Here is a 14,864-nt window from a genome sequence, read left to right as displayed (position 1 = left end):
GATGAGCGCGTCCTCTTGCCAACGGTGCCGAGCACCTGGTCGGTCACTTTTCCACGGACGCACTCAGCGGCGGAGCCCTCGGCAGAGCCCCGGCGGGGTCACCGCGCCGGTTCGAGGAACCCCTGCTCCACCAGCAGCCGGATCTGCGCGGGCGTACGGTCGCGCAGCATCACCGGGTCCTCGCCCATCAGTTGGGCGATCGCGTCCAGGATCCGGCCCGCGCTCAGCGAGCCGTCGCACACGCCCGCGAAGCCCGCGCCGACCGTGTCCACCTGGGTCGCCCGGCGCATGTCGCGATGCTGGCGCAGCACCACGTGCTCCGGGTCCTCGGCGCCGGGCAGCCCGATCTGCTCCTGCACGATCTCGCCGACGAGCCTGAAGTGGTCCTCCAGCAGGGCCGCGTCATCGCGGGCGCGCAGGTAGTCGAGCCGGTCGAAGTGCTCCCGGACCGCCTCCCCGAGCGGCTGCTCGACCGGATGCGGCCATTCCTCCGCGGTGATCGAGGGCACGGCGGCCGACGCCTTGCGCAGGGTGATCCACCCGAACCCGACGGCCTTCACCTTGCGCGCCTCGAACTCGTCCAGCCATGCGTCGTACCGCGCCTGGTACTCGGCCACGTCACCCCGGTGGTCACCGGCGTCCCTGAGCCACAACTCGGCGTACTGCGTGACGTCCTGGACCTCGCGCTGCACGATCCACGCGTCGCACCCGCGCGGCACCCACGACCGCAGCCTGTCCTGCCAGTCCTCCCCTTCCACGTGCTGCCAGTTGGCGAGGAACTGCGCGAACCCGCCCTCGTTCAGCCGCTCCCCCGCCCCCTGAACGATCGAGCGGCACAGATCGTCCCCGCCCATCCCGCCGTCGCGGTACGTCAGCCGGGCGCCCGGCGAGATGACGAAGGGCGGGTTCGACACGATCAGGTCGTACGTCTCGCCGTTCCTGAGCGGCTCGAACAGCGAGCCCTCCCGCAGATCCGCGGCCGGGGCGCCGGACAGGGCGAGGGTGAGCGCGGTGGCGTGCAGGGCCCGCGGGTTGAGGTCGGTCGCCGTCACGCGCGTGGCGTGCTGCGCGGCGTGCAGCGCCTGGATGCCGGAACCCGTACCGAGGTCCAGGGCGGAGGCGACGGGCGTACGGACGGTGATGCCGGCGAGGGTCGTCGAGGCGCCGCCGACGCCGAGGACGACGGCTGTGTCCGCCTGGCGGCCGTTGCTGCCGCTGCCGCCGGCCCCGCCGACCGCGCAGCCCAGGTCGGAGACGATGAACCAGTCCTCGCCCCCGGGCCCGCCGTACGGTCGTACGTCCACGGTCGCGGCGACGTCGTCGGAGTCCTGGCCGGCCCGGACCAGCCACCCGCTCTCCAGGCACGCGTCGACGGGCAGAACGTCCGCCACGCGCGCGTGCGGCACGGGTTGCTGCAACAGGAACAGCCGTACGAGCGCCTCCAGCGGGGTGTCTCCCCGGGTCGCACGGAGCGCGGGCACGGTCTCGCTCCGTGCGAGCGCCGTGTACGCGGGCGCACCGAGCAGTTCGAGCAGCCCGTCCGCGGTGAATGAGGCCACTAGGAGGGCCTCCCGCAGCAGGGCGGCGACATCGGGACGGTCGGAGGCGGGCAGGGCAGACAGGCTGGAGTCACTCACGCCCTCATTGTGCCCGCCCGCCCCGAAGGTGGCTCAGCTGTCGGTGGCCGACGCGGACGCCGAGGCGGCTGCCTGCTTGCAGCCCTCCTGCTTCAGCAGCGCCTGCTTGGTGTCGCCGCTCGATTCCAGCTTCTTCAGGGCGTCGAGCGCACTCTTGCGCTGGCTCACCACGTCCTTCATGTCCTTGCCGACCTTGCTCAACCCGGCCGCGAACTTCCCCTGGTCCTTCGTGTTGAGCCCGTCCATCTGCTTCTTCAGGTCGGCGTAGCTCGCGGAGAGCGCGGTGAGTTTCTTGATGGCGTCCTGCTGCTTCGTCGCGCCGTCCTCGACGCCAGGAGGCGCTCCGGCGTCCGCGAGGAGGGTCGCGCGTGCCTTGAAGCCGTCGGAGAGGTCCTGGAAAGCCTGGGCGTCGACCTTCTGGAGCTCCGCGGGCGGGCTGTCCTTGGCCGCCTTCGTGATCGCGGCGTCGGCCGCCGCGATCTTGGCGTTCTGCGTGGGCGCCGTGTCGCAGATCTGCTTGGCCCAGGCGTCCAGCTCCGGGTTGCCCTCGTCGCTCGAGCATCCCGTCAGCGCCAGTCCCAGTACCGCACCGCCGGACAGTGCGGCCGCGAGCTTCTTGTTCACCGGTTCGGTCCCTTCCGTGGCTCTCGGCCAACGGACCTTACACGGCGGGCGGGAGCCACCGATGCACCGAATGCAGTATTAGTGACGTTATAAGACTCTTTACACCATGTGAGAGAAGGGTCACGGCTAGGGCGTGAACACGCACAAGGCGGGCGGGCGGCACGTCAACGCGCGCCACCCGCCCGCCTCTTGAGCTGGGCCGTCGTAAGACCGCCTACGAAACCACCGCGGGATCGACCGGTTTTGCGGCCCTTTCTGCGTTGCCTTCGTCACCCATGGCGATGCCTCGCCGCTTGGAGACGTAGACCGAGCCGACGATCACGAGGAGCGACACCACGGCGATCACGACCCGTACGCCGACGTTCTTGTCCTCGCCGTAGCTGAACTGGATGACCGCTGGCGCGATGAGCAGCGACACCAGGTTCATCACTTTCAGCAGCGGGTTGATCGCGGGACCGGCGGTGTCCTTGAAGGGGTCGCCGACCGTGTCGCCGATCACCGTGGCGGCGTGGGCCTCACTGCCCTTGCCGCCGTGATGACCGTCCTCGACGAGCTTCTTGGCGTTGTCCCAGGCGCCGCCGGAGTTGGCCAGGAACACCGCCATCAGCGTGCCGGCGCCGATCGCGCCCGCCAGGAACGCGCCCAGCGCGCCGACGCCGAGCGTGAACCCGATGAAGATGGGCGCCATCACGGCGAGCAGACCGGGCGTGGCGAGCTCGCGCAGGGCATCCCGGGTGCAGATGTCGACGACCTTGCCGTACTCCGGCTTCTCCGTGTAGTCCATGATCCCGGGCCGCTCACGGAACTGCCGCCGCACCTCGTAGACCACGGCACCCGCCGACCGCGACACGGCGTTGATGGCGAGGCCCGAGAAGAGGAAGACGACCGCCGCGCCCGCGATGAGGCCGACGAGGTTGTTGGGCTGGGAGATGTCCATCATCAGGTTCATCGGCGCGCCTTCGCCGCTGAGCTTCTCGCCCACGTCCCGCGCGCCGGTGGTGATGGCGTCGCGGTACGACCCGAAGAGCGCCGCTGCCGCCAGGACGGCGGTGGCGATGGCGATGCCCTTGGTGATGGCCTTGGTGGTGTTGCCGACCGCGTCCAGGTTGGTGAGCACCTGGGCGCCCGCGCCCTCGACGTCGCCGGACATCTCGGCGATGCCCTGCGCGTTGTCGGAGACCGGCCCGAAGGTGTCCATGGCGACGATCACGCCGACCGTGGTGAGCAGGCCGGTGCCGGCCAGCGCCACCGCGAACAGCGCCAGCATGATCGACGTGCCGCCCAGCAGGAACGCCCCGTACACGCCGAGGCCGATCAACAGGGCGGTGTAGACGGCCGATTCGAGACCCACGGAGATGCCGGCGAGGACGACGGTGGCGGGACCGGTGAGCGAGGTCTTGCCGATGTCCCGGACCGGGCGCCGGTTGGTCTCGGTGAAGTAGCCGGTCAGTTGCTGGATGACGGCGGCCAGCAGGATGCCGATCGCCACGGCGACGAGCGCGAAGATCCGCGGGTCGCCGCCCTTGGCCGCGATGGCCGCGTCGGTGACGCCCTCGAGGTCGGCGTACGACGACGGCAGGTAGGCGTACACGGCGATCGCGACGAGCACGATCGAGATCACCGCGGAGATGAAGAACCCACGGTTGATCGCGGTCATGCCACTGCGGTCGGTCCGGCGCGGTGCCACCGCGAAGATGCCGATCATCGCGGTGATCACGCCGATCGCGGGCACGATCAGCGGGAAGGCGAGCCCGGAGTTGCCGAACGCCGCCGATCCGAGGATCAGCGCGGCGACCAGAGTCACGGCGTACGACTCGAAGAGGTCGGCCGCCATGCCCGCGCAGTCGCCGACGTTGTCGCCCACGTTGTCGGCGATGGTCGCGGCATTGCGCGGGTCGTCCTCCGGAATGCCCTGCTCGACCTTTCCGACCAGGTCGGCGCCGACGTCGGCGGCCTTGGTGAAGATGCCGCCGCCGACACGCATGAACATCGCGATCAGCGCGGCACCGAGACCGAATCCTTCGAGCACCTTCGGCGCGTCGGCGGCGTAGACGAGCACCACACAGGAGGCGCCCAGCAGACCGAGCCCCACCGTGAACATGCCGACGACGCCGCCCGTACGGAAAGCGATCTTCATGGCTTTGTGCGAGACGGCGGTGAGATCCTTTTCCGGTTCACCCTCCGCCGGGGTCGCTTCCCGGGCGGCCGCGGCGACGCGCACATTGCTGCGCACGGCGAGCCACATGCCGATATAACCGGTGGCCGCCGAGAACGCGGCGCCGATCAAGAAGAACACCGATCGGCCGATGCGCTGATTCCAGTCGTCCGCGGGCAGCAGCATGAGCAGGAAGAACACGACGACGGCGAATACGCTGAGTGTGCGCAACTGCCGGGCCAGATAGGCGTTGGCGCCTTCCTGGACCGCAGCCGCGATCTTCTTCATGCTGTCGGTGCCCTCGCCCGCCGCGAGCACCTGGCGCACGAGAACGCCGGCGACCACGAGCGCTGCCAGCGCGACAACGCCGATGGCCGTGATGATGATCCGGTTGTCGTCGGTGAGCACCGCGGCTGCGAGGGTTGTGGGGTGGTCAAGCTGATGAGGGGTAGAAAGCCCCGCCATTCGTCCTCCTTGACGCTTGGGCTGAGCTCAAGATGTGGACGGATTCTAGGTACCGGAACCTGATCAAAACAGAGCGCGGTAAACGGAATTAGCCTTCACATGCCGTTCAGCAAATGATCGACATCCAGCCAGTGAACCCGAAAGTGCTAATGCCTCAAAACCATTGACGCTCACATTTACTTGATCAAATTATCGGCAGATTGATCGTGAATTCCTTCACGAATTCCCCAGCGCCGATGAGACAAACGCGAAGGGGCCCTGCTGAGCAGGGCCCCTTCGCGTTGAGCGTGATGAGGGTTCGGCAGGTCGTCAGGTGAGCACCGCGGCCGACGGTGTGGTCGGCCAGGTCATACGAATCAACCCGCCATGCTCTCCCGCGGAGACCTCCACGTCGTCGACGAGGCCGCTGATGACCGCGAGGCCCATCTCGTCCTCCTCGGCGTCCACTTCGCCGTCGCCACCCGCCGCGCCGTTTGCCCCCTCACCGGGAACGGAGCGCGGCGCCTCGTCGCCGACCTCGATGGAGAACTGTTTCTCCTCCTCGATCAGCGACACCTTGACCGGCGCCGTGATGCCGACGCTCTGGTGCAGTCCGACGGCTCGGCTGCAGGCCTCGCCGACGGCGAGCCTGACCTCGTCCAGGACGGCCTCGTCCACTCCGGCCCTGCGCGCCACCGCTGCCGCCACCAACCGGGCGGTCCTGACGTGCTCGGGCAGCGCGCTGAAGCGGAGTTCAACGGTGGCCATGCATCCCCCTCGGAACTACGGGCGTGCTGTCCGGAGGGCCGGGCGGCCGAAAGCCCGGTCCCCCTTCTCTTTCAACTTCTGCCGCCCCGGGCACGCCCTGCGGCGGGCCCGGGTCCGGTGGTCAGTCGGTCGCCGCCACCGCTTCCTCGACCGAGGTGTGGATCGGGAACACCTTGGTGAGGCCGGTGATACGGAAGATCTTGAGAATGCGCTCCTGGTTGCAGACCAGGCGCAGGGAGCCCTCATGGGCACGCACACGCTTCAGGCCGCCGACCAGCACGCCGAGCCCGGTGGAGTCGAGGAAGTCCACGCCCTCCATGTCGACGACGAGGTGGAAACTCCCGTCGTTCACCAGCTCGACCAGCTGCTCGCGCAGCTTGGGCGCGGTATATACGTCGATTTCGCCACCGACCTCGACGACCGTACGATCGCCGACGGTACGGGTCGACAGGGACAGGTCCACGGATCCTCCAGCACCTTGCTAATCGAGCGGTCGCCCCTCGGGACACCTCGGCTTGCAACCTCAAGGACGGTTCGCCAGCCGCGATGGCATTCAATCACTTACCGGCAGGCGTGCACGACGCCTTGGTCCCATTGTCCGTCACGCCAGTGACACACTCGGTGCCGATGGCCAAGAATCACCGATCCGATCGATCCCCGACGGGCCCCGGTTCCCGGGTGGACCCGGGCGCGGTGCTGGGCCGGCTCGCCTCGGGGCCGAGCCGGGCTTCGCGCATCACTCATACGGAGCATGTGCCCCCGCGGGAGGGTCGCCATGCCGTCTGGCCCGACCGGATCCGTGCGGAGGTCATCGCCGCGGTGCAGACCGCGGGAATCGAACATCCCTGGGCCCACCAGGCACGCGCCGCCGAGCACGCCCTGGACGGCGACTCGGTGGTCGTCGCCACGGGCACGGCGTCCGGCAAGTCGCTGGCCTACCTCGTGCCGGTCCTCTCGGCGCTCCTGGACGGCTCCGAGGCGCCGAACGGGCGCGGCGCCACCGCTCTCTACCTGGCCCCGACCAAGGCCCTTGCGGCGGACCAGTGCCGTTCGGTGAAGGAACTTTCACATCCGCTGGGCAATTCTGTGCGCCCAGCTGTGTACGACGGCGATACTCCGTTCGAGGAACGCGAGTGGATCCGCCAGTACGCCAACTACGTCCTCACCAACCCCGACATGCTGCACCGCGGCATACTCCCGTCCCATCCCCGCTGGTCCTCCTTCCTCAAGGCGCTGAAGTACGTCGTCATCGACGAGTGCCACACCTATCGCGGCGTCTTCGGCTCCCACGTCGCCCAGGTCCTGCGCCGCCTGCGCCGCCTCTGCGCCCGCTACGGGTCCTCTCCCGTCTTCCTGCTGGCCTCCGCGACCTCGGCCGAGCCCGCGGTGGCCGCAGGCCGTCTCACCGGCCTCCCGGTGGTGGAGGTCGCCGACGACGCCTCCCCGCGCGGCGAACTGGTCTTCGCCCTCTGGGAGCCCCCGCTCACCGAGCTCCAGGGCGAGAAGGGCGCCCCCGTCCGGCGTACCGCCACCGCCGAGACGGCCGATCTGCTGACCGACCTCGCCATCCAGGGCATCCGGTCGGTCGCCTTCGTCCGCTCCCGGCGTGGCGCCGAGCTGATCTCGGTCATCGCCCAGGAACGCCTCGCCGAGGTCGACCGCTCCCTCGCCCGGCGTGTCGCGGCGTACCGCGGCGGCTACCTCCCCGAGGAACGCCGCGCCCTGGAACAGGCCCTCCACTCCGGCGAACTCCTCGGCCTCTCCGCCACCACCGCCCTGGAACTCGGCATCGACGTCTCCGGCCTGGACGCCGTACTGATCGCCGGCTACCCGGGCACGCGCGCGTCCCTGTGGCAGCAGGCGGGCCGGGCCGGCCGCTCCGGCCAGGGCGCGCTGGCCGTACTGGTCGCCCGCGACGACCCACTGGACACCTACCTCGTCCACCACCCCGAGGCCCTGTTCGACCGTCCGGTGGAGTCGACGGTCCTCGACCCCGACAACCCGTACGTCCTGGCCCCGCACCTGTGCGCCGCGGCCGCGGAAATCCCGCTGACGGACGAGGACCTGGCGCTGTTCGGCCCGGAGACCGAAGGGCTGCTGCCCCAGTTGGAGGCCGCGAAGCTGCTGCGCCGGCGCACCAGGGCCTGGCACTGGACGCGCCGGGAGCGGGCCGCCGACCTGACCGACATCCGCGGCGGGGGCGGCCGTCCGGTCCAGGTGGTCGAGTCCGGCACGGGCCGGCTGCTCGGCACGGTCGACGCGGGCGCCGCGCACGGCACGGTGCACGAGGGCGCGGTCCATCTGCACCAGGGCCGCACCTACCTCGTCCGCTCCCTCGACCTGGAGGACTCGGTCGCCCTGGTCGAGGAGGCCGCCCCGCCGTACTCGACGGTCGCCCGCGACACGACGGCGATCTCCGTCCTGGAGACGGACATCGAGGTCCCATGGGGCGACGGCCGCCTGTGCTACGGCTCCGTCGAGGTCACCAACCAGGTGGTCTCCTTCCTGCGCCGCCGGCTGATCACCGGCGAAGTGCTGGGCGAGACGAAACTCGACCTCCCCCCTCGTACGCTGCGCACGCGCGCGGTGTGGTGGACCGTCACCGAGGACCAGCTGGACGAGGCCCGGATCAACCCGGAGATCCTCGGCGGCGCCCTGCATGCCGCCGAGCACGCCTCGATCGGCCTGCTGCCCCTCTTCGCGACCTGCGACCGCTGGGACATCGGCGGCGTCTCGATCCCCCTGCACCCCGACACGCTCCTCCCCACGGTCTTCGTCTACGACGGCCACCCCGGCGGCGCGGGCTTCGCGGAGCGCGCCTTCCACACCGCCCGCACCTGGCTCACCGCCACCCGCCAGGCCATCGCCTGCTGCGAGTGCGATGCCGGCTGCCCGTCCTGCATCCAGTCCCCCAAGTGCGGCAACGGGAACGATCCGCTGCACAAGCGAGGGGCGGTGCGGTTGCTCACGGTGCTGCTGCGGGGGGCGCCGGACGAGAAGGGGGAACCCGCCCCGGGCGGGGAGGGGGGTCCCGTCCCGGATCCCGCGCGGCAGGAGGAGCCGGCGGTGGCCGCGCAACCGGTCAAGGATCCGGCGTCGAACGGTTCGTCGCCGCAGGGCCGAACGACGGAGGCCCCGTCCGCAGGTCATCCGTCTCCGTAGAGCCGAACGGTGGAGGGCGCATCGGCAGGGTCGTCCCCGGTGGCCCCGCAGGCCCCGCCCGCGCCCTGACCTGCGCCGCGAACGGTCCCCGGCCCGACGCCGCCGTCACGTCCGACACCTCCCCCGCCAGCACGCACCGCACAAGCCGCACGCCCTGCGCCCGAGCCACCCGTTCCGCGCGGTCACATGCCGCCGTACCGCCCTCCGCCCAGTGGTCGGCCGCCGCGAGCGCCGCGAGATCCGCACCGCCGGCCGCACGGTGCCGGGTCACGACGGCGTGCCCCAGGGCGAGTACGACGCCGAAGACGACGCAGAGGACGGCGATGGCGCCGACACTCCACACGGTGGCGGAGCCTCGATCGGAGCGCAGGCCGGCCACAGCGCCCCGGGCCCTATGCCGGCCGAGGGCACGCCACCGGGCTACACGTCGGCCGATGCCGGGGAGGAGCCCGCAGTCCGCATGCCGGTCGATGACTGGCACGCGGCCCAGTGAGAGAGCCCTCCTCATGTCCCCTCCCCCACCGTCTCCTCCGCCACCGCCACGGCCTCCTCCCGCACCTCGAAGGGGAGGCCGCGCAGCACCGGTGGTTTGGCCACGACGACCACGCGGACCTCGTCGCCCTTCCGGCCCACCGTGACCGTCGCACCGCGCGGTGCCGCCTCACGGGCCACCTCGATGACCGCCTCAGCCGGATCCTGCCGGGCTGCCGCACGGGCGCCGGTCCGAGCCGCGTCCACGCACTGGATTTGCGCGGCCACCACGAGCAGCCCCCACACCAGCGCCATCGCGAACATCACCAGCACGGGGAGCACGACAGCCGACTCGGCCGTCACGAATCCCCGGTCCGACCGCAAGTCCGGCCGCCGGTGCGACCGCAGGAGCGATCGCGGGTCCGGCCGCAGGTCCGCCTCCCGCTCGCCCCTCCGCTCACATCCGCGCATCGAGGGCCTGCTTCACGATGTCCTGCAACTCCGCGCTGACCTGCCCGCTCGTCACGACCTTGTAGAGCACCACGGCGAACGCCACCGCCGCGACGATGCCCATCGCGTACTCGGAGGTGACCATCCCCGCGTCGCTCCGTGCCGCCCGCGCCCTGCACACCAGGGCACACATCCGTGCCCGTACCGCCTTGAACATCTCAACCCCCGTAAGACTCAGTTCTGTTGGAACCAGCTGTCGAAGCAGCTGCTGCTGAAGTCGGCTGTGGGAGCCGACCGTTGAACGTCTGCTGCCGGGACTCCGCACCCGGCATTCCACCTACTGACCGGCGGCGACACCCGCCCGTCACCCCGCCATTCCGTCCTCCCCCGTCATCCACCACCCCCTCCCAGCACCCCACCGGCCAGCCCGATCACGACCGGCGCCACACCGACCGCGATGAAGGCGGGCAGGAAGCACAGCCCCACCGGCGCGGAGACCATGACGGCCGCCCGTCTGGCCCGTTCCGTCGCGGTGCGGGCCCAGTCGGCGCGGGCCTCCGTGGCGAGCCTCGCGACCGGTCCGGCCGCCGGGAGTCCCGACACGTCGGCCCGTTCCAGCAACCGCGCCAGCGCCCCGGCCCGCGGCAAGGACGCCAGCCGCTGCCATGCCTCACCCGGCTCGCCACCGAGCCGCACCTCCGCGGCGCCTCGCGCCAGCCCGTCGCCGACGGGGCCACCCAGGGCCTCACCGACGGCCTGTGCCGCGATCACCGGACCGGCTCCCGCAGCGATGCAGGCCGCCAGCAGATCCGCCGCGAGCGGAAGTTGCCGAGCCACCTCACCGGCGTCGTGCTCCTCCACGGCGCCGACAGCATCCTGCCGACGCCGCCACAGCCCACCCGCGACGGCCAGCCCCACCGCCAGACCGGCGACACCACCGACCAGCGCCCAACCGGCGCCCGCGACAGCGGCCATGGGCAGCACGCGCCGCACGCCGTGCCGGACGTCGAACCGTCGCCGGGTCGACACCACGTCCGCCGGTGTCATCAACTCGGCGAGCCGTCGCCGTGCTCTCCGCTCGTGCCGGGCCAAGGCCGACCAACGCACCAGCCACCCGACGACCAGCGCCGCCCCCAGAGCCGTCCCCAGCCTGTGGACAACCTCCGCACTCACGCCGTCACCCCCTCATGTCCCGACCGCTCCGAGTCCTCACGCCGCCTCCGCTCCCCGCACGATCCGCATCGCCCACCACATCCCCAGCCCCTCCAGGGCCCCGCCGACCACCAGGCACCCGACCCCCGCCCCGGTGTGCAGCAGCACATGCAGTGGCTCAGCCCCCATCGCGGCACCGAGCAGCAACCCGAGGACCGGCAGGCCGGCGAGCATCACGACCGTCGACCTGGCTCCCGCCAGCTGGGCTCTCAGGTCGGCACGCTGGTCCCGCTCGGCCCGCAACGCCCCTGCCAGCCGGTCGAGTCCGGCCGCGAGCCCCGCGCCCTGGTCCACGGCCACCCGCCAGCACGCCGCCAGGCCCAACAGGCCCTCGGCGCCCGGCTGCCGTCCCGCGACGGCGAGCGCGCCCGGCACATCTCCGCCGAACCGCGCCGCCGCCAGCACCCCGGCCTGCGCCTCACCGAGCCCACCCGAGTCCCGCGCCGCCCACAGCAACGCCTCACCCGGCTGCCGTCCGGCCCGCACCTCCCCGGCGAGCGCCCCGCACAGCGCGATCACCGCGTCCCCGCGACCTTCCCGCTCCCGCCTCGCCTCCCTGGCCAGCCGCACCCGCCGCAGCAACGGCACCCCGGCCGCCCCCGCGACGACCGGCAGCACCGACGACCCCAGCACGGCCAGCACCATTCCGACGGCCGGTGCCCACCACTCGGCCCGCAGTCGCCCCCGCAGCCGCCGCAGTTCTCCGGCCACCCGCCGCCAGTCGGGCGGCCCGGCACCCACCGCCCCACCGCCCGCGAGCAGCAACTGTGCCCGTCGCGCACCGGAGTCCGGGCCGCCCAGCAGGCAGACCGCCGCCCCGAGACACACAAGGGCCGCGCCCCACGACATCTCACCCACTCAGCTCACCGACTCCCTCATGTCACCGGAATCCGTCATGTCACCGAGCCCGTCACGATCACCACGCCCTCGCGGCGCGCCTGCACTCTCACAGTCACGGCGCCCCTCGTCGCTCTCACCCCGCAGCAGCCCCCGCAGCCGCTCCCACCCCCGCTCGCGGGCGAACCCCTCCGCGCGCCACCGCAGCGCCGGCACCGTCCGCACCAACCCCGACGGATCCCGCTCCAGCACATGCACCTCGGCGATCCGCCGACGCCCGGACCGGTCGCGTACGAGATGGAGCACGACCGACAGTGCGGCCGCCAACTGGCTGTGCAGCGCGGCCCGGTCGAGCCCTGCCGCCGTGCCCAGCGCCTCCAGCCGGGTCGGGACGTCGGCCGCCGCGTTGGCGTGGACGGTCCCGCAGCCTCCTTCGTGGCCGGTGTTCAACGCGGCCAGCAGATGGACCACTTCGGCCCCGCGAACCTCGCCCACGACCAGCCGGTCCGGCCGCATCCGCAGCGCTTGCCGCACCAGGTCCTCGAGGGTGACGAGCCCGGCGCCCTCCTGGTTGGCGGGTCTGCTCTCCAGCCGTACGACATGCGGGTGTTCCGGCCTGAGTTCCGCCGAGTCCTCCGCGAGCACGATTCGCTCGCCCGTCCCGACCAGCCCGAGCAACGCGCTCAACAGCGTCGTCTTGCCGCTGCCGGTCCCGCCGCTGATGAGGAACGAAAGCCGCGCGTCGACCAGCGCCCGCAGCACCCGGTCCCCACCCGGCGGCACCGTGCCCGCCGCGACCAGCTCGTCGAGCGTGAACGCCCTCGGCCGCACGACTCGCAGCGACAGACAGGCACAGCCGACGGAGACCGGCGGCAGCACCGCGTGCAGACGGGTCCCGTCGGGCAGTCGGGCGTCCACCCAGGGCCGCGCATCGTCCAGTCGCCGCCCGGCCACCGTGGCGAGGCGTTGCGCGAGACGTCGTACGGCCGCCGCGTCCGGGAAGGACACGGAGGTCAGCTCCAGGCCACCGCCCCGGTCCACCCAGACCCGGTCCGGCGCCGACACCAGCACATCCGTCACCGACGGATCGGCGAGCAGCGGCTCCAGCGGGCCGCTCCCGACGAGCTCGGACCGCAACTGTGCCGCTGCCCCGAGGACTTCGGCGTCCCCCAGCACCCTGCCCTGCTCCCGCAGGGCCTGCGCCACTCGCGCGGGCGTCGGCTCGCCACCGCTCTCGGCCAGCCACTGCCGCACCCCGTCGAGCAGCCCCGACGGCATACCCGCCCCGGCCGCCGTTCCGTCCGACGTCCACTGCCCGGCCGAGTGACCGGCCCGATCGACCGACTTCCGCCCCTCGACGGCCGTACTCCCCGCGGCCTCGGGCACCCGGCGCACTACACCCGCGCTCACCGAACCGTCGGCCGCCCGCCGCAGCACCCCGGCACTCACCGAACCGTCCGCCACCCGCGGCACCACACCGGCACGCCCCGAACCATCCGCCACCCGCAGCGCGACAGCATCGCTCGCCGACCCTTGCAACGCCCACCGCGGGGTGGCCCTGCGCACCCTGCCGACCCCCGCCCCGCCCGGCCGCCACCGCTCGGTGGCCACCCGCCCCGGACCACCCGGGCTACCACTCACCCGATCGAGCCCCGATGCCGTACTCATGCCGCCCCTCGCGCCGCCCCTCAAGCCACCACTCGCGCCGTCCCTCAAGCCACCAGCCACACCACCCCGCACGCCGTCACCACCCCGCACGCCGTCCCTCAAGCCACCAGCCACACCACCACCCACGTCGTCCCTCATGCCGCCCTCGCCTCAAGCAACGCGCGCTCCCAGAACTCCCGGCAGAACCGCGCCAGCGGCCCCCGCCCCACCGCCCCCGGCGGTTCCTTGCTCTCGTACGGCCGCAGCAGTCCCGGCTCCAGCGGCACCTCACCCAGCAGCGGCAGCTCCAGCAGCCGCGCCACCTCGTGGTCGTCGAGCCCGGGCGCGTATGGCCCGCGTACCGCCACACGCAGATCCCGAAGGACCAGCTGGACCGCGGAGGCCACCTGCCGAGCCGCCGCGACGGCGCGCAGTTCGGCGGGGGCCACGAGGATGCCGACGTCGAGTTGGGCGAGGGCCTCCGCCACTCCGTCGTCGATGCGGCGGGGCAGGTCGACGACGACCGTGCCGCCCCGGCGCCGGGCCGCGGCGAGTACCGCGCGCATCGCCTGTGGAGGGACGGCGACGCAGTCGCCGCGATCCCAGCTCAGGACCCGCAGGGAGTGCAGTTTCGGCAGCGACTCCTCCAGGGCGCCGCTGCCGAGCCGCCCGCGCGAGCCGGCGAAGGCGGGCCAGCGCAGGCCGTCGGCCGCCTCGCCGCCGAGGACCACGTCGAGTCCGCCGCCCAGTGGATCGCCGTCCACGAGGAGCGTGCGCAGCCCCTCACGCGCGGCGGTGACGGCGAGGGCGCACGCGAGCGTGGAGGCTCCGGCGCCGCCGCGTCCACCGATGACGCCGACGGTGAGGGCGGGGCGGCCGACGCCTTCGGCGACGTCGGCGATGCGGTCGACCAGCCACTGTTCCCCGTCGGGCAGCATCAGGACGTGATCGGCGCCGATCTCGACGGCCCGGCGCCAGACCCCGGAGTCGTCCTGATCCCGGCCCACGAGCACCACACCACGTCTGCGGGCGACCCCGCGCACGCGGCGAGCGGCGTCGTCGCCGACCAGGACGAGCGGCGCGGCCTCCCAGCTGCCCCTGGGCTCGGGCACTCCGTGGTGGACCTCGGGTGTGGCGCCGGCCGCCGCGCACAGGCGCAGCAGATCGTCGAGCAGTTCGGCGTCTTCCGTGACGATCAACGGCTTGCCCGGCCGCCCGGAGGCGGCGGACGGCGGATCGTGTGTGACGACTGCGGTCACGGTTTCCGTCCCCCTTCGCTGCATCACTCGCGCAGCCCTGCGGCCCCGCGATTCCCATACGTGTGAAGAACCGGCGAGCGGCCTTCATATGAACGGCCGATACGAACCGGCCGAACACGCCCGACTAACCAGAACCGGCCATGAAGTCGGCCTGAGCGGTGCGCGCTGGAATCACGGTGCAGCGATCCCGGAAATCGT

At 72.1% G+C, this 14,864-nt stretch carries 13 protein-coding genes; 1 reads left to right on the top strand and 12 read right to left on the bottom strand.

Annotated elements, in window-relative coordinates:
- Positions 1–98 precede the first annotated feature (98 nt).
- The 5 genes from ABIE67_RS26120 to bldG form a co-directional block, all read right to left on the bottom strand.
- A complete protein-coding gene (locus ABIE67_RS26120) occupies positions 99–1,637 on the bottom strand; it encodes a methyltransferase (protein ID WP_370261953.1) in 1,539 nt (512 codons plus the stop codon).
- 33 nt (positions 1,638–1,670) lie between these two features.
- Entirely contained in the window at positions 1,671–2,261 is a 591-nt protein-coding gene (locus ABIE67_RS26115) for a small secreted protein (RefSeq protein ID WP_370261951.1), read from the bottom strand.
- A 214-nt stretch (positions 2,262–2,475) separates the two neighbouring features.
- Positions 2,476–4,881: a sodium-translocating pyrophosphatase gene (locus ABIE67_RS26110; protein ID WP_370261949.1), complete on the bottom strand. Its 2,406-nt coding sequence runs from the start codon at positions 4,879–4,881 to the stop codon at positions 2,476–2,478.
- Between the two features lie 309 nt (positions 4,882–5,190).
- On the bottom strand, positions 5,191–5,628 hold the full coding sequence (locus tag ABIE67_RS26105) for an ATP-binding protein (protein WP_370261946.1): 438 nt from the start codon (positions 5,626–5,628) through the stop codon (positions 5,191–5,193).
- 121 nt (positions 5,629–5,749) lie between these two features.
- Positions 5,750–6,091, bottom strand: coding sequence for an anti-sigma factor antagonist BldG (bldG, locus tag ABIE67_RS26100; protein WP_003975386.1), 342 nt, complete (start codon positions 6,089–6,091; stop codon positions 5,750–5,752).
- 83 nt (positions 6,092–6,174) lie between these two features.
- On the opposite strand from bldG, the gene ABIE67_RS26095 reads away from it, so the two are divergent.
- A complete protein-coding gene (locus tag ABIE67_RS26095; RefSeq protein ID WP_370261940.1) occupies positions 6,175–8,790 on the top strand; it encodes a DEAD/DEAH box helicase in 2,616 nt (871 codons plus the stop codon).
- Here the strand turns inward: ABIE67_RS26095 and ABIE67_RS26090 are convergent.
- The 7 genes from ABIE67_RS26090 to ssd form a co-directional block, all read right to left on the bottom strand.
- Positions 8,711–9,169 (bottom strand): Rv3654c family TadE-like protein, encoded by a 459-nt coding sequence (locus tag ABIE67_RS26090; protein ID WP_370268955.1) that lies wholly within the window; start codon positions 9,167–9,169, stop codon positions 8,711–8,713. The two genes, ABIE67_RS26095 and ABIE67_RS26090, sit on opposite strands and share 80 nt — an antisense overlap.
- A 125-nt stretch (positions 9,170–9,294) precedes the next feature.
- Positions 9,295–9,624, bottom strand: coding sequence for a TadE family type IV pilus minor pilin (locus tag ABIE67_RS26085; RefSeq protein WP_370261938.1), 330 nt, complete (start codon positions 9,622–9,624; stop codon positions 9,295–9,297).
- A 94-nt stretch (positions 9,625–9,718) separates the two neighbouring features.
- Positions 9,719–9,928 (bottom strand): DUF4244 domain-containing protein, encoded by a 210-nt coding sequence (locus tag ABIE67_RS26080; protein ID WP_370261936.1) that lies wholly within the window; start codon positions 9,926–9,928, stop codon positions 9,719–9,721.
- A gap of 173 nt (positions 9,929–10,101) precedes the next feature.
- Positions 10,102–10,884 carry a type II secretion system F family protein gene (locus ABIE67_RS26075; protein WP_370261934.1) on the bottom strand — a complete coding sequence of 261 codons (783 nt, stop codon included), beginning with the start codon at positions 10,882–10,884 and terminating at the stop codon, positions 10,102–10,104.
- 36 nt (positions 10,885–10,920) lie between these two features.
- Positions 10,921–11,772, bottom strand: a complete 852-nt coding sequence (locus ABIE67_RS26070; protein ID WP_370268950.1) for a type II secretion system F family protein — start codon at positions 11,770–11,772, stop codon at positions 10,921–10,923.
- Positions 11,773–11,781: 9 nt separating this feature from the next.
- Entirely contained in the window at positions 11,782–13,038 is a 1,257-nt protein-coding gene (locus tag ABIE67_RS26065; protein ID WP_370268945.1) for a TadA family conjugal transfer-associated ATPase, read from the bottom strand.
- Between the two features lie 524 nt (positions 13,039–13,562).
- Complete coding sequence (gene ssd / locus ABIE67_RS26060) at positions 13,563–14,690, bottom strand: septum site-determining protein Ssd (protein ID WP_370268941.1); 1,128 nt, start codon at positions 14,688–14,690, stop codon at positions 13,563–13,565.
- Positions 14,691–14,864 lie beyond the last annotated feature (174 nt).

It is taken from the genome of Streptomyces sp. V4I8, from assembly GCF_041261225.1.
Classification (GTDB): Bacteria; Actinomycetota; Actinomycetes; order Streptomycetales; family Streptomycetaceae; genus Streptomyces.
The sequence above is the reverse complement of the archived record's forward strand: the minus strand, read 5'-3'. Positions and strand labels throughout refer to the sequence as shown.

What these genes read in the sequence shown, in the direction of transcription:
- ABIE67_RS26110 (WP_370261949.1), bottom strand. Translation starts at nt 4,881, where the DNA reads ATGGCGGGGCTTTCTACCCCTCATCAGCTTGACCACCCCACAACCCTC.
- ABIE67_RS26105 (WP_370261946.1), bottom strand. Translation starts at nt 5,628, where the DNA reads ATGGCCACCGTTGAACTCCGCTTCAGCGCGCTGCCCGAGCACGTCAGG.
- ABIE67_RS26095 (WP_370261940.1), top strand. Translation starts at nt 6,175, where the DNA reads ATGGCATTCAATCACTTACCGGCAGGCGTGCACGACGCCTTGGTCCCA.
- ABIE67_RS26080 (WP_370261936.1), bottom strand. Translation starts at nt 9,928, where the DNA reads ATGTTCAAGGCGGTACGGGCACGGATGTGTGCCCTGGTGTGCAGGGCG.
- ABIE67_RS26070 (WP_370268950.1), bottom strand. Translation starts at nt 11,772, where the DNA reads ATGTCGTGGGGCGCGGCCCTTGTGTGTCTCGGGGCGGCGGTCTGCCTG.
- ABIE67_RS26065 (WP_370268945.1), bottom strand. Translation starts at nt 13,038, where the DNA reads ATGCCGTCGGGGCTGCTCGACGGGGTGCGGCAGTGGCTGGCCGAGAGC.
- ssd (WP_370268941.1), bottom strand. Translation starts at nt 14,690, where the DNA reads ATGCAGCGAAGGGGGACGGAAACCGTGACCGCAGTCGTCACACACGAT.